The organism is Xanthomonas sp. MLO165 (assembly GCF_018831305.1).
GTDB lineage: Bacteria > Pseudomonadota > Gammaproteobacteria > Xanthomonadales > Xanthomonadaceae > Xanthomonas > Xanthomonas arboricola.
The window spans coordinates 1,570,526-1,590,163 of record NZ_CP029263.1; the positions used below are offsets into that span (position 1 = coordinate 1,570,526).

The window sequence follows — 19,638 nt, forward strand, 5'->3', positions numbered from 1 at the left end:
CAAGTGCGCATCGGCGTATGCAACTCGCGGCTCTGTCCGGGCCGCTCTAAGATGACACAGCTCATCCACGGACGGTTGCCCCCGCATGCTCGCTAAATTCCTCAAGTCGGCCCTGCTGGGGCTATGCATCCTGGTCGCCCTGCTGGTGGCCCTGTACGCGATCTCCGCGCGCTGGCCGATTCCTGACGCGCAGCGCCAGGCGTTGGCGCAGATCGATCAACCACCAGCCGCACCGCCGGCAGGCTCGAATCTATTTGCTGCACTCTGGTTGCTGCCGTATGCCGTGCCGGCTACAGAACAGGACGTCGTGATGGCACGCGATCTGCAGCGGTTTGCGAAGGCCAGGACTGCGGCCGGTTTTGTCAGCGACGCAGCGCGCTATCCGCGCACGCCGCCGTGGCCAGCCGCTGCACCGCCCAAGTGCAACTGGTCCACTCCAGACTGCCTGGACAAGGTGCGCGCTCAGCCCCAAGCCTATGCCGATGCGCTGATGTCACAGGCACCGCTGTTGCAGCGCGCCGCCACGCTGTCATCGCGTGACTATTACCGCAATCTGTTTCCGACCCGTGCCGACACACCGCTGCCGGAGTTGCAGGGGTTGAGTGTGCCGATGACCCAGCACGCGCTGGACTTCGTCCAGGGCCACCAGCAGGCTGCGTTGTCTGGCGTGTGTGCGGACGCACAGGTGGCGCGCGTGCTGTTGCGCGGTCAGGACACACTGATCGCGACGATGATCGGGGCAGCCATGTTGCGCGGTAACGCCGAGCTGTTCACCGACATGCTGAGCGAACTGCCGTCCGCCCAGCCGTTACCTGCGCATTGCCAAGCGGCATTTGCGCCGTTGACGATGGATGAGACCAGCCTGTGTGGAGGTCTACGCGGCGAAGCACGCTTGGTCAGCGCCAATTACCGCGCGGTCGTCGAAGCCGGCGGCGAGCAGCGGCGCTGGTACGACAGGCTGGTACCGCCGCTGCTGGACGTTGAACGAACCCGTGCACTGACCGCGCCGTATTACACCTGGGCCTGCCACACCGACGTGCGCACGCAGCTGGAGCAGGACCGCAAGGTGGCGACCAGTGCCATACCCGCCGCGCCAACAGTGACCTTCGCCTGTATCGCTAACGCAATCGGCTGCCTGTTCGCCGACGTGGAGCATATGGATACCGCGCAGTATCAATGGCAGTTGCAGGATCTGGCCGCGACAACGCGGCTGACCTCGGCAGTGCTGTGGCTACGTGCGCATCCTGCCGAGCAACAGACGCTGGCGCAGCGCCTGGATCAACTGCCCGCCACGCTGATCCGACCAGGGCGCGACATCACCGCTGTAAAAGATGGAAAGACGCTAGAACTGCCGCGTTACGCGCGCAGCGATCACGCCAACCTGCAGATGCCATTGGCGGCAAGCAAGGTGGCACAGGCAGCAGCGATGCAGGGCAAGCCGTGACACTTGCGGCTGCAGAAGGCGACACCAGGGCAGGCAAGCACGCGTCGCTGATTGCATAACGGGCAACGCCACCCAGGAACGGATCCCGGGTGGCGTTGTCAGGCACTACATCAGCGTGATGCCCCTACTTAGAACCGGAAGTTCAACCAGCCCATCACGAAGGTCGAATCGCCGTAACCGGCCTTTTCGAGCGCGGGCCCGGCCATCAGGTGTTCGGCGCGGAAGGTGACCGACCAGTTCGGGTCGATGTTCCAGGTGGCGTTGATGCGCGGCATGGTGCCGATGCGGCGCTCGCCGGTGCTCTGCGTGCGGGCGTAGGCGCGTGCCTGGTTGTTGTAGATCGCATCGCTGGTGGTCTGCCGCCACAGGGTTTCCCATTCCAGGTTCACGGTGATCTTGGAAGTGGGCGAGAAGGTGAACGTGGGCGCGGCGGTGACCAAGTTGACCGGGCCGAAGAACGTGGCCCAGCTGAAGTAGATCGTATTGCCGTACAGGAAGTTGTTGTTGCGCAGCGTGCCGGTGCCGGAGGTGCCACCGCCGCCGGAAGCGATTTCGCTATGGAAGCCCAGCCGCGGTTTCCAGCCCGATTCGCTCAGCGTCCAGGCATTGGAGGTGCTGGCCATGTAGGCACGCAGATCGCGCCCGCCGTAGCTGCCGCGCTGCACGGTCACGAACGAGTCGGTGCGCAGCTTGCCCACATTGCCCCACAGGCGCAGGCCGTAATAGTTGCGGTTTTCTTCGGCGGTCTGCCGGCCCCAGATCTGATTGTCGTTGCGGAACTGGTAGAAGAACGGCTCCAGGTACATCGGCTTGGCGGTCGGCATGCGATAGCCGCCGACCACGCCGCGGAAGTGCCGCGAGCGGTCGATGCGATCATCGCCCAGGCCCTCGGTGCCATCGAGGTTGAAGTTGAAATCGAACAGGTCCACACGGGTCTTTTCGCCGATCGCCCAGGCGCGCACACCGTTGAAGGTCACGAAGATATCGGTGTTGTCGCGCAATGCCATCAGCGTGGTGGGACCATCGACAAACACCTGACGACCGACTCGCAGGCCGAGGTCGGCATCTTTGACGCGTCCTTTCACATCGAAGAACACCTGCTGCAGGATCGCGTTGTTTTCCTGCGTGCCGGTCTTGGTACCTTCGTTGCGTCCATCCAGGCTGCCGTGCGCCAGTTCCGTATACAGACGGAAATGCTCGCCGACATGGAAGTCGGCGCCGAAGAACGCGCGCAACAGATACTGCTGCTGCGAATGGCTGCCGGGAATCAAACCGGGATTGGTGATGGTATTGCTGCGCACGCGCAATTCATTGCTGAGCGAGACATACACATCGCCCGATTCATTGAGCGGAATATATTTGAGCGGATCGAACGGACTCTTGCGCTTGGACGGATCCTTCAGATACGACCAGTCTTCGGCCCAACGCACCTGCCACATGTTGCCGCCCTGCTTGGCGCCCCAACCCTGCGCTTCCAGGGGATAACCCTTCGCGGCAGCGGGCGCTGCCGGAGCGGCGGGCGCAGCCTTTGCAGGCTCCGGCTGGGTCTGCTCGGCGTTGACCGGCGCGGTCTGCGCCTGCGCAAACCCCAGTCCCGGCAGTGACAACCCGATCGCCAAGCACAGGCGCCGGGTGGCACCAAAGGAAGTTTCAGCCATGGCCGGCTGTGCCAAGCGTGCTAGTCGCATCGTGTCGCCCTATCGAAAAAAGTGAGTCGTCTGAGCGAGTGGTATCGGCTCAGTGGGCACTGACTGTAGTGGAGCGCTGCCGCAAAGGGAGTAACCCAATGGTTCTAAGCACATGAGCGGGGATTGGGGAGTCGTGATTGGGGATTTGCAAAAGCAGGCATGCAAGCGACGCCCTAGTTCTTCTTCAGTCCGCTTGAGTCAACGCAAGGAAATTCTCGGCCGGAATGCTCTGCGAATCCCCAATCTCCAATCTCCAATCTCCAATCCCCGCCTCATGACTACCGGCACATCCACTATACCCAACTTCGCAATAGCATTGCCTTCGACCTAGCGGAGATGGCCGATGAGCGAACCCGATGCCTACCTGCGGAAATTTCAGAAAGAGCTGAGTGCCGGCACGGTGTCGCTGGCCTTGCTGGCGGTGCTGGCGCAGGCCGAGGAGCCGCTGTACGGCTATCTGATCGCCAAGCGCATGGAGCGGCTGGACGGCGTGCTGAGCGGCAAGCAGAGCGCGTTGTATCCGGTGCTGCGCAATCTGGAGGGGGCAGGGTTGCTGCAAAGCCATGTCGAGCCGTCGGCGTCCGGCCCGCCGCGGCGCTATTACCGCATCACCCAAACCGGGCGTGATTGCCTGCGCGACTGGACCGCCGCTTGGCACGCCACCCGCGATTCCGTTGACTCAGTGCTGGAGGGGACCCACTCATGACGACCATTGCGCAGGCACGCCCGTTGCCGACCACCATTCCCGATTACCTGGCACAACTGCGCCAGGCCCTGGCCGGCGCGGACCCGGCGATGATCCAGGACGCGCTCTACGACGCCGAAGAGTATCTGCGCGCCGAACTGGCCGAGCAGGCCGGCAAGAGCGAAGCGGAGGTGATCGCCGGCGTGGCAGGCAGCTACGGTGCGCCGGATGAAGTGGCCGAGATCTATCGCGAAACCGAAGTGACGGTGACACGTGCACTGCGCGCGCCGCTGCCGCGCAGACGCAGCACATGGTACGGCAGGTTCTTCGGCGTGGCTGCCGATCCACGCAGCTACGGCGCGCTGTTCTACATGTTGTTGTCGTTGGTCACCGGCGTGTTCTATTTCACCTGGGTGATCACCGGCGCGAGCCTGTCGGCCGGCTTGATGATCCTGATCATCGGCGTGCCGTTGCTGGTGCTGTTCTTCGGATCGGTGCGGGTGCTGTCGCTGGTGGAAGGCCGCGTGGTGGAAACGCTGCTGGGCGTGCGCATGCCGCGTCGTCCCGCCCATCCGGGGCCGCAAGGTGGCTGGCTGCAACGCATCGGCGCGATGTTTACCGATGCGCGTACCTGGAGCACGATGCTGTACTTCCTGCTGATGCTGCCGCTGGGCATCGTCTACTTCAGCGTGTTCACCACCTTGTTGTCGTTGGCGCTGGGCCTGGCCGCTTCACCGCTGGTGCTGCTGTTCGACAACACGGCGGTGCTGACCTGGGATGGTGTGGATGTCACCAGCGCTTGGCTGACGCTGCCGTTGTTCGTCGTGGGCGTGCTGCTGCTGTTCGTCACGCTGCATCTGGCACGCGCCGTCGGCAAGCTGCACGGCATGTTCGCCAAGCACCTGCTGGTCAAGAGCGGTGAAGGCTGAGTGCATCGTGTGATTGCCGGTTGCCGGTTGCCGGTTGTGCGGCACGCGGCACGCGGCTGCGATCGCTGCAGTGTCACGTGGTCTGTAGTGAAAGGTCTGAAAGACGCAACGACTTGAAGTCCCGTAGTCGTGTAGGTGGTTGGACAGTGCGGATGGAGCGGTTGCAGGGCGGCTGCTCTGTGGCTTGGCTGCAGGGCCCTTGCCCACCCACCATCGCAGGACACGCCGCAAGTACGTCCTTGTAGGCTCTTACGCGGCATCCATGCCGCATAAGGTCCCGCGACGGTGAGCGGGCAAGGACCAGTGGAGATGGTCGGTGTGCATGGTTTTAAACAACGCAATCGATCAACTCTCTGGTGCGGTGTCCTCGCCGGTTGCGGGACCCTCAGCGGCATGGACGCCGCTGAGGAGCCTCCAGGGACGGATTCACGGCGTGTCCCGCGAGCGGCGAGGGCACCGCGCGCTCGACGAACCGAGCGTTTGACTGCACTCAACCGACGTTGCTGCGCGAAGGCCTGGTGTTAGCTGCGTAGCGTTTGATCTGCAGCTTGGCTGCAGGCCCTTGCCCGCCCACCCTCGCAGGACACGCCGCAAGTACGTCCGTGTAGGCTCTTACGCGGCATCCGTGCCGCGTAAGGTCCCGCGACGGTGAGCAGGCAAGGACCAGTGGAGATGGTCGGTGTGCATGGTTTTAAACAACGCAATCGATCAACTCTCTGGTGCGGTGTCCTCGCCGGTTGCGGGACCCTTAGCGGCATGGATGCCGCTGAGGAGCCTCCAGGGACGGATTCACGGCGTGTCCCGCGAGCGGCGAGGGCACCGCGCGCTCGACGAACCGAGGTGTTTGACTGCACTTAACCGACGTTGGCGTACAAAGGCCTGGTGTTGGCTGCGTAGCGTTTGATCTGCAGCTTGGCTGCAGGCCCTTGCCCGCCCACCATCGCAGGACACGCCGCAAGTACGTCCGTGTAGGCTCTTACGCGGCATCCGTGCCGCGTAAGGTCCCGCGACGGTGAGCAGGCAAGGACCATCGAAGATGGTCGGTGTGTGTGGTGGCAAGCAGTTTCAATAAAGCGACCGGCAAACTGTCTTGTGCGGGCGCCACGCACCTTGCCACGCAGTGCGCTGTCTTTACGCGAACCAAAAATCTGCGCATAAAAAAACGCCCCTTGATCGGTCTCGATCAAGGGGCGTTTTTTGTCGGCCGATCAGGCGCGCTTGCCGCGCTTGCGGATCGGGGTGACGGTGGCGGGGTCGCGGCTGCCGACCGGGTCGGCATCGTAGCGAGCGATGAATTCGCGCACCTGCGGGTACACCACTTCGCGCCAGCGACGGCCGCTGAAGATGCCGTAGTGACCGGCACCTTCCACCACCAGATGACGACGATGCGCCGCATCGATCCCGGTGCACAGATCGTGCACCGCTTCGGTCTGACCAAGGCCGGCGATATCGTCCAGTTCGCCCTCGATGCTGAGCAGTGCGGTATTGCGGATCGCCGACGGCTTGACCAGCTGGCCATCCACTTTCCACTTGCCCTGCGGCAGCAGGAAGTCCTGGAACACCACGCGGATGGTGTCCAGGTAATACTCGGCCGGCATGTCGAGCACGGCGTTGTATTCGTCGTAGAACTGCCGGTGCGCCTGCGCGTCCTGCAGGTCACCCTTGACCAGATCGGTGTAGAAATCCCAATGCGACATCACATGCCGGTTGGGGTTCATCGACAGGAAGCCGGCATGCTGCAGGAAGCCCGGATACACCTGCCGGCCGTGGCCCGGATACGGGAACGGCACGGTGTGGATCAGGTTGTTCTGGAACCACTCGATGCCATTTTCGGTGGCCAGGTTGTTGACCTGGGTCGGGCTGCGGCGCGCATCGATCGGCCCGCCCATCATCACTAGCGAGCGCGGCGTGGGTTCGTCGTTGGAGGCCATCAGCGACACCGCCGCAAGCACCGGCACGGTGGGCTGACACACGCTCACTACATGCAGGCGCTCGGCGCCGATGTGACGGATGAACTCCTGGATGTAGCTGATGTAGTCCTCGAGCCGGAAGGCGCCGGCTTCCAGTGGCACCATGCGCGCATCGACCCAGTCGGTGACATAGACCTTGTGGTTGCGCAGCAGGGTGCGCACGGTGTCGCGCAACAGGGTGGCGTGGTGGCCGGACAACGGCGCCACCACCAGCACGGCCGGCTGCTGCTTCATCGTGCCGATCAGCTCGACATGGTCGCTGAAACGCTTGAAGCGCAGCAGACGGCAGAACGGCTTGCTCAGCACCTCGCGTTCGATGATCGGCAACGAATGGCCGTCGACCTCGACATCGTCGAGCGCCCAGGCCGGCTTTTCGTATTCCTTGCCCAGGCGATGGAACAGCTCATTGCTGGCCGCCATGCGTTCGGCGCCCGGGAGCGAGGCCCACAGACTGTCGGGGTCGGAGAACATCTTGGCGTTCGCCTGGGCCTGGTGCACCCAAGGGGCTAGCAGATTGCGGGTCAGCTCGTGCAGTTGATAAAGCATTCCACCCATCCGTGCGGCTCTTTGCTGCCGCGCAGCATACCCCCTTTGGCGCATTTGCACCTTAATGGGGCTGCGGACGGTAGAGGCTGTCATACGACTTATGGCAGGCGTCAGCGCGTTGATTGGCCGCGATTTTGTTTGCCGCGATTGGTGATCCTTCGGATGGCTGTGCGAGCCGAAAGCGCGCGTTCGTCGCAGAACCCTATGGCTGCTGGACGATTCTTCTTTCCTGCAAGGCGGGGATGGGTGAGGTGCGCGGCAAAGCCCAGTGCACTCAACCCTCATCAGCGCTCGATCTCCACCAGGCTTCGCACGCACCCTCATCCGCCCCCGCGGGGCACCTTCTCCCTGCGGAAGAAGGGAATGAAGCCGCTCAGCGTGCGCAGAGGGATGCGTGAACTAAAGCCCCTCTCCTGCGGGAGAGGGGGGTGAGGGGACGCGGCGAAGCCACTTGCCATGCGTGCCTCAACCGGCCAACGTCCTGCTCAGCCGCGCTCCAGCGCAGACGCCTCATCGGCCAATTGCGGCGACAACCAGCAGTGCGAGCCGAGTGCAGCAAACCCCACGCTGGCGAAGCGGCGCCGATACCAGCGCGCCGGCCGCGCCTGAAAGCCATCGTGGTCGCCTTCGAAGGCATCCTCTTCGGCGAAGGTTTCCAGAAATGCCACGCCCGCGCACATCTCGGCCAACCCCGGCAGGCCCTGGTTGAACTCGCGCGTGGACACGTAATGCAGCACGTCCGAGCAGATCAGCAGATCCACTGGCGCGCACGGGCGCAGCCAGGCGAAATCGCCGAAGCGGGCAGGGTGGATCTGCCGGCTGCGTCCGTAACGCTGCACCGCGTAGGCGCTGCTGTCGAAGCCCAGATAGCTCAGCTTGGGGCGTAACGCCAGCAATGGCGCGCGCCAGGCCGCCTCGCCGCAGCCGATATCCAGCACGCTGCGGATCGGGCGCTCCAGGTAGTACTCGGCCTGGCTCACCGCCAGTGCGACCTTGCGTCGCAGACGCGCAGGGTCGGCCAGCCCGGCATCCCGGTACCAGCGGCGGAAATAGTGGGCGTCGTACTGCTTGTCGTCGGGTTCGGACATGGACGTCAGGTGCTTTCGCGTCGGCGGATAGGTGAAAATGCGGGCCATCCTACGCCAGCCAGCGAAGCCAGCACATGACCCTGTACCTGTGGATCAAGACCTTCCATCTGTTGTTCGTCACTGCGTGGATGGCGGCGGTGTTCTACCTGCCACGCATCCTGGTCAATATCGCCGAAGCCGGTGCCGAGCCTGCGGTGCGCACGCGTCTGGTGCTGATGGGGCGCCGCCTCTACAAATTCGGCCACAGCATGCTGGGGCTGGCGCTGCTGCTGGGCGCGGTGCTGTGGCAGGGCTATCGGGTGATTCCGGATTTCCCGACGATGGTGGCCGGTGGCTGGCTGCACGCAAAACTGTTTGCGGTGGCCTTGATCCTGGCGCATTACATCGTGGCCGGGCGCTGGCTGAAGGGCGTGGATCAGGGCCGCAGCCTGCCCAGCGGCCGCGCATTGCGGCTGTTCAATGAAGTGCCGGTGGTGTTGCTGGTCGGGGTGATCTGGCTGGTGCTGGCCAAGCCGTTCTGACACAACGCCCGGGCAATGCATGCGCTTGCCGGATGCGCTTGGTCGTCGCTGGCGTGTTTGCGCAGCACGGCGGTGATGTGGCGCGGATGGTCGAGGGATTCCGCCAGGGCGCCATTGCGAAACGGCTGCGTCGACGATTGCAGCAGGTGATCGATCCGGGCCTTCAGGCTTGCCGCTATCCCCATCCTTTCTGGGCATGGCGGCGCCCTCGGTTGCGTACCAGGTCTTCTACACACGGTGCGCGCATCCTGTGTGTTTCGCCGCTTGAGTATCGCGTCAGGCGGCGATCACGCCTGGGCGCCGAGCTCGCTCAGTCCCTTGCGCGCCAGGTCGATCCAGGCGCGCTGCTCGCGCTGGTAATGCTTGGGGGAGGCGGCTGCGTGGCGCAGCACCTGCTCGAGGACGGCCCTGGCGTCTTGCGGGCGCGCGGCGCGCAACAACAGCTGCGCATAACGCACGCGTGCCTCTTCGCCCGGATAGCCTTGCGCAAGCGTCTCGTATTCGTGCAGCGCCTCGTCGATGCTGCCGCTGTCTTCGACTGCGCGCGCGTACAGCAGGTGCCCGTCGTGCGAACGGAAACTCGGATTGGCCGCGATCAACGCGTCCAGCGTCTTGCGTGTGTCTGCGGCCTGGCCCAGCCCGTACTGGGCCTTGGCCAGGCCCAGCATCAGGTCCGGATCGTCCTGGTAGATGCCGCGCAGCGCGCCCTGATACAGCTCGGCGGCACGCGCGTAGTCGCCCTGTTCCAGCAGCGTCTGCGCGAGGCGGCGGCGATTCTCGGGGGTGTCGGCCACATCCAGCTGGCGCGATGCGTCGCGTTGTTCGCGTTGCGGATCGATGCGCTGACGCACCTTGCGCAGGCCACGGCGCGCCGTCGGGTCGTTGCGCAGGTCCGGGATCACCGCCACGCACACGTAGACCAGGACCGCCAGCAACGAAAACGCCAGCAGGATGAAGATCCAGTACAGCGGGCGGCCGCTGCGCACCACATGTACGCAGCAGGCGGCTTGCAATACCAGCGACAGCAGAAGTAGCGGGCTCATATCCGAACAGGTCCTTCCATGGTGGGCAATCGTCTTGCTGGCTGGCAATGCTGCGTGCAGCACCATCGCCCCGGCAGACCTCCGATCAGTTGCCTTCGTAGGCGCCGTAGCTGCGCAGGCGCTCGTAACGACGCTGCAGCAGGCCCTCGACCGGCAGCTTTTCCAGCGCTTCCAGCTCGTTGAGCAGCACCGCCTTGAGGCGCTTGCCCATCTGCTCGGGATTGCGATGCGCGCCGCCGGTGGGTTCGCGGATCACCTTGTCGACCAGGCCCAGGCCTTTCAGGCGCTTGGCGGTCAAGCCGAGCTGCTCGGCCGCGTCCTTGGCCTTGGCCGCGTCCTTCCACAGGATCGAGGCGCAGCCTTCGGGCGAAATCACCGAATAGGTGCCGTATTCCAGCATCAAGGTGCGGTCGCCCACGCCGATCGCCAGCGCGCCGCCGGAGCCGCCTTCGCCGATCACGGTGCAGATCACCGGGATCTTCAGTTCGGCCATCTCCAGCAGGTTACGCGCGATCGCTTCGGACTGGCCGCGCTCTTCGGCGCCGATGCCCGGGTAGGCGCCCGGGGTGTCGATGAAGGTCAGCAGCGGCAGGCGGAAACGCTCGGCCAGCTTCATCAGGCGCAGCGCCTTGCGGTAGCCCTCCGGGCGCGGCATGCCGAAATTGCGGGCAACCTTGCTCTTGGTGTCGCGGCCCTTCTGGTGGCCGATGATCACCACCGCGCGGCCATCGATACGGCCCAGGCCACCGACGATCGCTTTGTCGTCGGCATAGGCGCGGTCGCCGGCCAGTTCCTGGAATTCGTCGCAGATGGTGTTGATGTAGTCCAGCGTGTACGGGCGCTGCGGATGGCGCGCCAGCTGCGAGACCTGCCAGGCCGACAGGTCGCGGAAGATCTGTGCGGTACGCACGCGCAGCTTGTCGCGCAGCGCACGCACCTCGGTGTCCACGTTGACTGCAGGACCGGTGCTGGCCTTGCGCAGTTCCTGGATCTTTGCTTCCAGATCGGCGATGGGTTGCTCGAAGTCGAGGTAGTTAGGATTCATGCAGTGGTGTCGTCGACGTAAGGCGGGGAGTGTAGCTGAAGCGCTGCCTTCGGCCCGTACGGGGCCGTTCGGTGGCGGGGATTCGGGAGTCGGGATTCGGGATTGGCAACAGCGGCGCTGCTGCGTTCGGGTTGCTGTTGCCAATCCCGAATCCCGAATGCCCAATCCCCGCCCCTCAAGCCCACGGAGGGCTGTACTTGATCTTCAAGGTCCGCACCGCGGGGTCGGCGCGCAGGTTGTCCATCAGCTGCTGGTCGATCCGCACCGAGTGGCTGCCGTTGAGGTCGAGCATGCCGGCCACGCCGCCGGTCGGGGCGCGCAGCAGCAGGTCCAGGCGCAGGGGCGTCTTGCCGGGTCGGTGCTTGGCCAGCAGCGCGTCGATGCGCTTCCAGGCCTGTTTCTCGCGCAGGTCCAGGCGCAGCGACAGGCGCTGCGCGTGGTCGGCGCAGATCTGCTCGTAGTCCCAGCATTGGCGGATGCGCAGGCTGTAGCCGCCGTTGAATTCGTCCTCGCGCAGGCCGCCCTTGACGATCAGGATGCGGTCGCGGGTGAGCAGATGCCCGAACTCGGCCATCGCATCGGAGAATGCGCTGCATTCGACCCGGCCACGGCCGTCTTCGAGCTGCACGAACACCTGGCTGTCGCCCTTGCGCCGCACGCCGATCACCTGGCCGGCCAGGATCGCGCTGACTTCCGGGCGCCAGGCGCGCTTTTCGCCATCGCCACCGCCGCCACCGCCGCGTTGTTGCGAGGCGAGGATCTTCTCCAGCGCGCCCAGGTCGCAGCCGACCAGCTCGCGCACTTCGTCGCGGTGCGGGTCGAACGGGTGACCGCTGAGATAGAAGCCCAGCGTTTCGCGCTCGCCGGTGAGCAACTGGCCCAGCGGCCATTCCTTGCTTTCGGGCAGGTCCAGACGCAGCGCCGGCGCGCTCGGGTCCGGCCCGCCGAACAGCGAGTTCTGGCCCGAGGCGCGTTCGCGCGCCAACTGCTCGGTGGCCTTGACCACTTCCGGCAGCTGCAGCATCAGCGAGGCGCGGTTCTTGCCCAGCCCGTCCATCGCGCCGGCGTTGATCATCGCTTCCAGCGTGCGCCGGTTGAGCTTGGCGGTGCCCACGCGCGTGCAGAAATCCAGCAAGGTGGTGTAGGGGCCGCCGCGCTGGCGTTCTTCGACGATCGCCTCGCAGGCGCCCTGGCCGACACCCTTGATCGCGCCCAGGCCGTACTGGATGGTGTCCGGGCTGGCGGCCTCGAACATGTAGGCCGACTCGTTGACGCGCGGTGGCTTGACGGTCAGGCCAAGATTGCGCACCTCATCGAGAAAGCCCACCACCTTGTCGGTGTTGTCCATGTCCGAGGACAGCGTCGCGGCCATGAATTCGGCCGGGTAATGCCGTTTCAGCCAGGCGGTCTGGTAGCTGACCAGCGCGTAGGCGGCGGCGTGCGACTTGTTGAAGCCGTAGCCGGCGAACTTCTCCATCAGGTCGAAGATTTCGTCGGCCTTGGCCGCGCTCACTCCGCCCTTGGCCGCGCCTTCGCGGAAGATCTCGCGGTGCTTGGCCATTTCGGCCGGCACCTTCTTGCCCATCGCGCGGCGCAGCAGGTCGGCGCCGCCCAGCGAATAATCGCCGACGATCTGCGCCATCTGCATCACCTGCTCCTGGTACACCATGATGCCGTAGGTGTCCTTGAGGATGACTTCGGTGCGCGGATCCGGGTAGACGATCTCCTGCTGGCCGTGCTTACGCGCGTTGAAGTCCGGGATCAGGTCCATCGGGCCGGGGCGGTACAGCGACACCAGCGCGATCAGGTCTTCGAAACGGTCCGGGCGCGCGTCCTTGAGCAGGCGGCGCATGCCCGAGGATTCGAACTGGAACACCGCGCCGGTATTGCCCGAGGCGAATACGCCCTTGTAGGTGGGGGCATCGTCGAGCGGAATGGCGCTGATGTCGACCGGGTCGATGCCGGCGCGTGCGTGACGCACGTTGATCGCCTTGACCGCCCAGTCGATGATGGTCAGCGTGCGCAGGCCGAGGAAGTCGAACTTGACCAGGCCGACCGCTTCGACGTCGTCCTTGTCGAACTGGGTGACCTGGTTCTTGCCGCGTCCGTCCTGGTCGTGTTCGGCGAACAGCGGGCAGAACTCGGAGAGCGGTTCGGGCGCGATCACCACGCCGCCGGCGTGCTTGCCGGCGTTGCGGGTGAGGTCCTCGAGCTGACGGGCCAGATCCATCAGGTCGCGCACGTCGTCCTCGACCTGATAGCGCTGGATCAGGTCCGGCGAGGCCATCTCCGAGTCCTTGCCTTCGCCCATCGCATCCTTGAGCGTGATGCCCAGGATGTTGGGGATCAGCTTGGCGACGCTGTCGACCAGACCGTAGCTGAAGCCGAGCACGCGCCCGGCGTCGCGCACCACCGCCTTGGCCGCCATGGTGCCGTAGGTGATGATCTGGCTGACCCGGTCGCGGCCGTACTTGCGCGCCACGTAGTCGATCACCTCGTCGCGGCGATCCATGCAGAAGTCGATGTCGAAGTCGGGCATCGACACGCGTTCCGGGTTGAGGAAGCGCTCGAACAGCAGGTTGTACGGCAGCGGATCCAGATCGGTGATCTGCAGCGCCCAGGCCACCAGCGAGCCGGCACCGGAACCGCGGCCCGGGCCGATCGGAATGCCCTGGTTCTTGCCCCACTGGATGAAGTCGGCCACGATCAGGAAGTAGCCGGGAAAGCCCATCTTGATGATGGTGTCCAGCTCGAATTCCAGCCGGTCGACATAGTCCTGGCGGGTCTTGCCGGGCGCGATCGGGTTCTTTTCCAGGCGTGCGGCCAGGCCCGCGCGCGACTGGCTGCGGATCCAGCTGTCCAGCGTCTCGTCTTCCGGCACCGGGTAGGCGGGCAGGAAGTAGGTGCCCAGGCGCATCTCGATGTTGCAGCGCTGCGCCAGCGCCAGCGTGTTGTCGATCGCGTCGGGCACGTCGGCGAACAGCGCGGCCATTTCGTCGCCGGACTTCAGGTACTGCTGGTCGCTGTACTCGCGCGGACGTTTGGGATCGTCGAGCACGCGGCCGGAGGAAATGCACACCCGCGCCTCGTGGGCATTGAAGTCGCTGGCGTACAGGAAGCGCACATCGTTGCTGGCCACCACCGGCAGGCCGCGCACACCGGCCGCATGCAGCGCGAACTGGTTGAAGCGTTCCTCGCCCTCGCGCCCGGTGCGGGTCAGTTCCAGGTGCAGGCCATCGCCGAACACGCGCTGCCAGTCGGCCAGTTGCTGCTCGGCCAGGTCGGCGCGGCCCTCGCCGAACAGGCGCCCGGCCAGGCTGTCACGCCCGGCCAGGGCGAACAGGTTGGCGTGGCCGCTCTGCAGCCACTCCGGGTGGATCGCCACGCCGCCTTCGGGGCGGTGGCCTTCCATCCAGGCGCGGGTCAGCAGGCGCGACAGGCTCAGGTAGCCTTCGCGGTCCCGGCACAGTAGGGTCATGCGCCAGGGCGTCATGTCCGGGGTGGCGATCATCACGTCGGCGCCGGCGATCGGCTTGATGCCCACGCCTTCGGCGGCCTTGTAGAACTTGACCAGCGCGAACAGGTTGTTGAGGTCGGTGACCGCCAGCGCGGGCATGTCGAGTTCGACCGCGCGGCTCAGCAGGTTGGCCTGCTTGGCCTTTTTCGGGTCAGCCTGATCCGGTTTCTCGGGCACACGGATGGTGGAATCCGCCAGCGAGAACTCGGTGTGGACGTGCAGATGGACGAAGCGGGAAGTGGACATGCGAGACCGGAATAATGCGTGGTCAGGGTAGCGAGCGTGGTCGGGTCGAACAAGGCTTGACAGCGCCGGCGCAGGGCCGCGGCCAGCTGCCACGGGGGCTGGGCGGTGCGGCCGATTCAGGCTTTGGCTAGCTGCGCGCAGCGCGACGGTGGCGATTGCGCGGATCGGCAGGCGTGCGGGGCTGCGTGTGCGGGACGCGACGCTCCAGGCCATGGCCGCAGCGGCGGCATGCACGCCAAGCGAAGGAGGACGCCATTACCGTTTCAGGTTCGCCCGGAGGGCGGTCGATCAGTCGGCCAGCAGCAGGTCATCGGCCGGGGCCGCGCAGGGCACGTCCCACGGCGACTGCGTCGCCTCGATGCCCAACGCACGCCGCACCGGGGCGAAGCTGCGGCGGTGCTGCGGGCAGGGTCCGTGGCTGCGCAGCGCGGCCAGATGCACTGGCGTGGCGTAGCCCTTGTGCTGGTCGAAGCGGTATTCCGGATGCTGGGCGTGCAGGGCGTGCATCAGGCGGTCGCGGGTGACCTTGGCCACGATCGAGGCCGCCATGATGGCGCGATCGAGCGCATCGCCGCCGATCAATGCCTCGGCCGGGCAGGGCAGGCCCTTGGGCACCCGGTTGCCGTCGATGCGCGCAAACCCGGCCACATGCGCCACGCCCTCCACCGCACGCCGCATGCCCAGCATGGTCGCCTGGTAGATGTTGATGCGGTCGATCTCCTCGCTGTCGATCAGCACCACCGACCACGCCAGCGCCCGCTCGACGATGCGCGCATACAATTGCTCGCGCCGCTGCGCGCTCAGCTGCTTGGAATCGTCCAGCCCGTTGATGCGCGGCTTGCTCGGGTCGAACACCACCGCCGCCACCGCCACCGGCCCGGCAAGCGGGCCGCGGCCCGCTTCGTCGACACCGGCAATCAAACGCCGGGATTCGGCATTCGGGATTTGGGATTGGCCGAACAAGGGCGACTGGCGCGCCTCGGCTTGAGCGCCCGCAGCGATGATCTTCACGCTTTTGCTCCTGCCGAATCCCCACTCCCCACTCCCGAATCCCGGCCCTCCAGCAGCCCAGCCACCGCATCGGCCGCGCGTGCCGATGCGTCGCGGCGCAGTTCGGCGTGCAGGGCGAGATAGCGCGGTTGCAGGGCGGCGACCTTTTCCGGGTGCTTGAACCAGTCCAGCAGGGCCACGCACAGCCGTTCCGGGGTGCAGTCGTCCTGCATCAGCTCGGGGGCGAGGTCGTCGTTGGCCAGGATGTTGGGCAGCGCGTAGCGGTTGACCTTGAGCAGGCCCAGCGTCCTGACGATGCGGTAGGTGAGCGGGGCGACCTTGTAGCCGACCACCATCGGGCGCTTGACCAGCATCGCCTCCAGCGTGGCGGTGCCCGACGCCAGCAGCACCACGTCGGCGGCCAGCATCGCGGTGCGCGCCTGGCCATCGAGCAGGTGCGAACGCAGCACCGGCAGCGACGACCGCGACAACTGTTCGGCCAGCAACTGCTTGCAGCCGGGGTTGGCCGCGGGCACCAGCACGTGCAGGTTGGGCAGGTGCTCGGACACCAGCCAGGCGGCCTGGAAGAAGGTATCGCCGAGCTTGCTGATTTCGCCATGCCGGCTGCCGGGCAACACCGCCAGCACCGTGCTGGACGCGGACAGGCCCAGATTGGCGCGCGCGGCTGCGCGATCGGCCTGGTAGGCGATGTCGTCGGCCATCGGGTGGCCGACAAAGCGCGCATCGATGCCGTGCTTGGCATAGATCGGCGGTTCCATCGGAAACAGGCACAGCACCAGGTCGGCGCTGGCGCCGATCTTTTCCGCACGCTTCTCGCGCCAGGCCCAGACCGAGGGGCTGACGTAATGCACGGTGCGCACGCCGCGCTGCTTGAGCCAGCGCTCGACCGACAGATTGAAATCGGGTGCGTCGATGCCGATGAACACGTCCGGCTTCCACGCCAGCACCCGCTCGCGGAAGGCCCGGCGCAGCTTCAACAGCCGCGGCAGATGCTGCAGCACTTCGGTCAGCCCCATCACCGCCAGTTCGCTGGCATCGAACCAGGTCTGGCAGCCGGCACCACGCATCGCATCGCCACCGATGCCGACGAATTCAGCGCCCGGATAGCGGCGACGCAGCTGTTCGATCAGGCCCGCACCCAGGATGTCGCCGGAGGCTTCGCCGGCGATCAGCGCGATGCGTGGAGAGCGGAGATTGGGGATTGGGGATTGGGGATTGGCCAGCGCGTCGTGCACGACTTCGCCCGGTGTGGTGTGGACGCTTTGCATCCCCAATCCCGAATCCCGAATCCCGGCCTTCATCGCAACAACGGCCTTTCCGCCGCCTCGATGAACTCGAGTAGCCCGCGCACGTCTTCGCTGCTCTTGGCCTGTTCGGCCAGTTGCAGCTTGGCTTCGGCCAGCGGCAGGCCGGCGACGTACAGCGTGCGGTAGGCGCGCTTGATCGCAGTGATGCGCTCGGCATCGAAGCCGCGCCGCTTGAGCCCTTCGCTGTTGATGCCGCGCGGGCGGCCCAGCGATTCGCTGCCGACCATGGTGAACGGCGGCACGTCGCCGTTGGTCAGCGCGCCCATGCCCAGGAAGGCGTGCGCGCCGATCCGGCAGAACTGATGCGCGCCGGCAAAGCCGCTGATGATCACGTAGTCGCCCACGGTGACGTGGCCGGCCAGTGTGGTGTTGTTGGAGAACACGCAGTGGTTGCCGACATGGCAGTCGTGCGCCACGTGCGTGTAGGCCAGCATCCAGTTGTCGTCGCCAACCACGGTGATGCCGCCACCGCCGCCAGTGCCGCGATTGATGGTGACGAATTCGCGGATCACGTTGCCGTCGCCGATCACCAGCTCGGTGCGCTCGCCGGCGTACTTCTTGTCCTGCGGTTCGCCGCCGATCGCGGCGTGGCCGATGAAGCGGTTGTTGCGGCCGATCCGGGTCGGGCCGTGGATCGAGCAATGCGGCCCCACCTCGGTGCCCGCATCGATCTGCACATCGGCGCCGATCAGCGAAAACGCGCCCACGCGCACATCGCTGGCCAGTTGCGCCGACGGATCGATGACGGCGGTGGGATGAATCAAGGGTGCTTGATCACGCATCGTGTCTCACCTCCAAAACGGTTATTCCTTGGCGCCGGCGCACATGACTTCGGCACTGGCCACGACTTCGCCGTTGACCTTGGCCTCGCCGTAATAGCATCCCATGTTGCGGATCAGGCGCTTCATCTGCACTTCCAGCATCAGCACGTCGCCCGGCACCACCTGCTTGTTGAAGCGGGCGTTGTCGACCTTGACCATGTAGAACAGCTTGGACAGCGCGTCGCGCCCCAGGCCGAGCTGGGTCATCACGCCACCGGCCTGCGCCAGTGCCTCGATGATGAGCACGCCGGGCATCACCGGGCGGGTGGGGAAATGGCCCTGAAAAAATGGCTCGTTGATGCTGACGTTCTTCTGCCCGACGATGCGCTTGGCATCCAGGTCGAGCTCGATGACCCGGTCGATCAGCAGGAACGGATAGCGGTGCGGGATCAGCGTCTGGATCTGGTTGACGTCGATCGGCAGCTCGTAAGTGGGGTGACTCATTCTTTCTCCTTGCCCACAGCCAGGATGCGCCTTGCCAGCACATCGAGTTGTTTGAAGCGCGCGGCATTCTTGCGCCACGTGCGATTGTCGGTGAGAGGGGTGCCGGACGAATACTCGCCCGGCTCATGGATGGAATTGCGCACCACCGACTTGCCGGTGATCACCACCTTGTCGCAGATCTCCAGATGCCCGACCACGCCGACATGCCCGCCGAGCAGGCAGTAACGACCGATCTTGGCGCTGCCGGCGATCCCGGTACAGCCGGCGATGGCGCTATGCGCGCCGATGTGGCAGTTGTGCGCGATCTGCACCAGGTTATCCACGCGCACGTCTTCTTCCAGCACGGTGTCTTCCAGTGCACCGCGGTCGATGCAGGTGTTGGCGCCGATCTCGCAGTCGTCGCCGATCACCACGCCGCCCAGTTGCGGGACCTTGATCCAGTGCCCGGCATCCATCGCCAGGCCGAAGCCGTCGGCACCGATCACCGCACCGGGATGGATACGCACGCGCTTGCCCAGGCGCACCCGGGTGACCAGGGTGACGCGGGCGATCAGCTCGCTGCCGTCATCGACCATGCAGTCCTCGCCGATGATGCTGCCGGTGCCGATCACGCAGCCATCGCCCACGCGGCTGCGCGCACCGATGCTGACGAACGGGCCGACGTGGGCGTTCGGCGAAACCTGTGCGCTGGAATCGATCACCGCGGAAGGGTGGATCCCCGGTTCGCGCACCGGCGCCACGTCGAACAAGGCCGCGATCTTGGCAAAGGCGGTATAGGGATCCTTGGCGACCAGCGCGGTGCCGCGTGCATCCGCCGCATCGTCGGCGCGCAGGACCACCACGGCCGCCTGGCTCTGGCCCAGTTGCGGCCGGTAGCGCGGATTGGACAAAAAGCTCAGTTGCCCGGCGCCGGCATGCGCCAGGGTGGCGACGCCACTGACTTCGACGGCGCCATCGCCAACGACGGTCAACCCAAATTGTTCGGCAATTGCACTGGCGGTCAAGCGCATCGGGGTGAACCTCTTGTAAATGTGGGAGCGCCGCTTTAACGGGGAAAAAACACCATTAAACAGTTCCCAACAAAGCCTGCGTATTTAGGGTCCTGTCGCAATCAAGCGGCGAATCCAGGAGCAAGCATATGAAAACCGTTCTTTCCATCCTTGGTGGTCTGGTCATGATGGGCGCGGTCGCGAGTGCATCGGCCCAATCCTTCGATATCGAGCAGGGCAAGGCGATCGGTGAGCAGCAGCTGCAGTGTCTCAGCCTGCCTGCCGGCGACATCGCCAGCTGCCTGTCCAACACCGTGTCCACCTGGTTCGACAGCTGGTTCTGA

16 protein-coding genes and 1 pseudogene are annotated in these 19,638 nt (G+C 65.4%); 6 read left to right on the plus strand and 11 right to left on the minus strand.

The window, feature by feature from the left end:
* Positions 1–85 precede the first annotated feature (85 nt).
* Positions 86–1,444: a hypothetical protein gene (locus DGN21_RS06805; protein WP_160955260.1), complete on the plus strand. Its 1,359-nt coding sequence runs from the start codon at positions 86–88 to the stop codon at positions 1,442–1,444.
* Positions 1,445–1,572: 128 nt separating this feature from the next.
* On the opposite strand, the gene DGN21_RS06810 is transcribed toward DGN21_RS06805, so the two are convergent.
* Positions 1,573–3,132 carry an alginate export family protein gene (locus DGN21_RS06810; RefSeq protein WP_160955261.1) on the minus strand — a complete coding sequence of 520 codons (1,560 nt, stop codon included), beginning with the start codon at positions 3,130–3,132 and terminating at the stop codon, positions 1,573–1,575.
* 343 nt (positions 3,133–3,475) lie between these two features.
* On the opposite strand from DGN21_RS06810, the gene DGN21_RS06815 reads away from it, so the two are divergent.
* From DGN21_RS06815 to DGN21_RS20295, 3 genes and pseudogenes are all read left to right on the plus strand, one after another.
* Complete coding sequence (locus DGN21_RS06815; protein ID WP_160955262.1) at positions 3,476–3,838, plus strand: PadR family transcriptional regulator; 363 nt, start codon at positions 3,476–3,478, stop codon at positions 3,836–3,838.
* The gene (locus tag DGN21_RS06820) at positions 3,835–4,746 is read left to right on the plus strand and encodes a sensor domain-containing protein (RefSeq protein WP_160955263.1); all 912 of its coding nucleotides are present in this window, start codon (positions 3,835–3,837) and stop codon (positions 4,744–4,746) included. The genes DGN21_RS06815 and DGN21_RS06820 overlap by 4 nt, the downstream gene beginning before the upstream one ends.
* Positions 4,747–5,004: 258 nt before the next feature.
* Positions 5,005–5,230 (plus strand): annotated as a pseudogene (locus DGN21_RS20295) (hypothetical protein).
* Between the two features lie 724 nt (positions 5,231–5,954).
* Here DGN21_RS20295 and DGN21_RS06825 read toward each other — a convergent pair.
* Together DGN21_RS06825 and DGN21_RS06830 are read right to left on the minus strand one after the other, a co-directional pair.
* A complete protein-coding gene (locus DGN21_RS06825; protein ID WP_065050133.1) occupies positions 5,955–7,262 on the minus strand; it encodes a polyhydroxyalkanoate depolymerase in 1,308 nt (435 codons plus the stop codon).
* Between the two features lie 485 nt (positions 7,263–7,747).
* On the minus strand, positions 7,748–8,350 hold the full coding sequence (locus tag DGN21_RS06830) for a class I SAM-dependent methyltransferase (protein ID WP_160954889.1): 603 nt from the start codon (positions 8,348–8,350) through the stop codon (positions 7,748–7,750).
* 74 nt (positions 8,351–8,424) lie between these two features.
* On the opposite strand from DGN21_RS06830, the gene DGN21_RS06835 reads away from it, so the two are divergent.
* Positions 8,425–8,871, plus strand: a complete 447-nt coding sequence (locus DGN21_RS06835; protein WP_016902407.1) for a CopD family protein — start codon at positions 8,425–8,427, stop codon at positions 8,869–8,871.
* A 287-nt stretch (positions 8,872–9,158) separates the two neighbouring features.
* Here DGN21_RS06835 and DGN21_RS06840 read toward each other — a convergent pair whose 3' ends face one another.
* From DGN21_RS06840 to lpxD, 8 genes are all read right to left on the minus strand, one after another.
* Positions 9,159–9,914, minus strand: coding sequence for a tetratricopeptide repeat protein (locus DGN21_RS06840; RefSeq protein WP_126965523.1), 756 nt, complete (start codon positions 9,912–9,914; stop codon positions 9,159–9,161).
* A gap of 85 nt (positions 9,915–9,999) precedes the next feature.
* The gene (locus tag DGN21_RS06845; RefSeq protein WP_016902405.1) at positions 10,000–10,959 is read right to left on the minus strand and encodes an acetyl-CoA carboxylase carboxyltransferase subunit alpha; all 960 of its coding nucleotides are present in this window, start codon (positions 10,957–10,959) and stop codon (positions 10,000–10,002) included.
* 175 nt (positions 10,960–11,134) lie between these two features.
* A complete protein-coding gene (gene dnaE / locus DGN21_RS06850) occupies positions 11,135–14,722 on the minus strand; it encodes a DNA polymerase III subunit alpha (RefSeq protein ID WP_065031798.1) in 3,588 nt (1,195 codons plus the stop codon).
* Between the two features lie 288 nt (positions 14,723–15,010).
* The gene (locus DGN21_RS06855) at positions 15,011–15,733 is read right to left on the minus strand and encodes a ribonuclease HII (protein ID WP_024940383.1); all 723 of its coding nucleotides are present in this window, start codon (positions 15,731–15,733) and stop codon (positions 15,011–15,013) included.
* Positions 15,730–17,001: a lipid-A-disaccharide synthase gene (gene lpxB / locus DGN21_RS06860; RefSeq protein ID WP_160954888.1), complete on the minus strand. Its 1,272-nt coding sequence runs from the start codon at positions 16,999–17,001 to the stop codon at positions 15,730–15,732. The genes DGN21_RS06855 and lpxB overlap by 4 nt, the downstream gene beginning before the upstream one ends.
* 29 nt (positions 17,002–17,030) lie before the next feature.
* Positions 17,031–17,822 (minus strand): acyl-ACP--UDP-N-acetylglucosamine O-acyltransferase, encoded by a 792-nt coding sequence (lpxA, locus tag DGN21_RS06865; RefSeq protein WP_024940381.1) that lies wholly within the window; start codon positions 17,820–17,822, stop codon positions 17,031–17,033.
* Between the two features lie 21 nt (positions 17,823–17,843).
* On the minus strand, positions 17,844–18,305 hold the full coding sequence (gene fabZ / locus DGN21_RS06870) for a 3-hydroxyacyl-ACP dehydratase FabZ (RefSeq protein ID WP_016902400.1): 462 nt from the start codon (positions 18,303–18,305) through the stop codon (positions 17,844–17,846).
* Complete coding sequence (lpxD, locus tag DGN21_RS06875; protein ID WP_126965524.1) at positions 18,302–19,315, minus strand: UDP-3-O-(3-hydroxymyristoyl)glucosamine N-acyltransferase; 1,014 nt, start codon at positions 19,313–19,315, stop codon at positions 18,302–18,304. Before lpxD ends, fabZ begins: the two co-directional genes overlap by 4 nt.
* 128 nt (positions 19,316–19,443) lie before the next feature.
* Here lpxD and DGN21_RS06880 point away from each other — a divergent pair, with 128 nt between their 5' ends.
* The gene (locus DGN21_RS06880) at positions 19,444–19,638 is read left to right on the plus strand and encodes a hypothetical protein (RefSeq protein ID WP_046342163.1); all 195 of its coding nucleotides are present in this window, start codon (positions 19,444–19,446) and stop codon (positions 19,636–19,638) included.

Excerpts from the sequence above, each read along its gene's own strand:
- lpxD (WP_126965524.1), bottom strand. The coding sequence starts at position 19,315 with ATGCGCTTGACCGCCAGTGCAATTGCCGAACAATTTGGGTTGACCGTC.
- dnaE (WP_065031798.1), bottom strand. The coding sequence starts at position 14,722 with ATGTCCACTTCCCGCTTCGTCCATCTGCACGTCCACACCGAGTTCTCG.
- DGN21_RS06835 (WP_016902407.1), top strand. The coding sequence starts at position 8,425 with ATGACCCTGTACCTGTGGATCAAGACCTTCCATCTGTTGTTCGTCACT.
- DGN21_RS06825 (WP_065050133.1), bottom strand. The coding sequence starts at position 7,262 with ATGCTTTATCAACTGCACGAGCTGACCCGCAATCTGCTAGCCCCTTGG.
- DGN21_RS06805 (WP_160955260.1), top strand. The coding sequence starts at position 86 with ATGCTCGCTAAATTCCTCAAGTCGGCCCTGCTGGGGCTATGCATCCTG.
- fabZ (WP_016902400.1), bottom strand. The coding sequence starts at position 18,305 with ATGAGTCACCCCACTTACGAGCTGCCGATCGACGTCAACCAGATCCAG.
- DGN21_RS06840 (WP_126965523.1), bottom strand. The coding sequence starts at position 9,914 with ATGAGCCCGCTACTTCTGCTGTCGCTGGTATTGCAAGCCGCCTGCTGC.
- lpxA (WP_024940381.1), bottom strand. The coding sequence starts at position 17,822 with ATGCGTGATCAAGCACCCTTGATTCATCCCACCGCCGTCATCGATCCG.
- DGN21_RS06880 (WP_046342163.1), top strand. The coding sequence starts at position 19,444 with ATGAAAACCGTTCTTTCCATCCTTGGTGGTCTGGTCATGATGGGCGCG.
- DGN21_RS06820 (WP_160955263.1), top strand. The coding sequence starts at position 3,835 with ATGACGACCATTGCGCAGGCACGCCCGTTGCCGACCACCATTCCCGAT.
- DGN21_RS06810 (WP_160955261.1), bottom strand. The coding sequence starts at position 3,132 with ATGCGACTAGCACGCTTGGCACAGCCGGCCATGGCTGAAACTTCCTTT.
- DGN21_RS06845 (WP_016902405.1), bottom strand. The coding sequence starts at position 10,959 with ATGAATCCTAACTACCTCGACTTCGAGCAACCCATCGCCGATCTGGAA.
- lpxB (WP_160954888.1), bottom strand. The coding sequence starts at position 17,001 with ATGCAAAGCGTCCACACCACACCGGGCGAAGTCGTGCACGACGCGCTG.
- DGN21_RS06830 (WP_160954889.1), bottom strand. The coding sequence starts at position 8,350 with ATGTCCGAACCCGACGACAAGCAGTACGACGCCCACTATTTCCGCCGC.
- DGN21_RS06815 (WP_160955262.1), top strand. The coding sequence starts at position 3,476 with ATGAGCGAACCCGATGCCTACCTGCGGAAATTTCAGAAAGAGCTGAGT.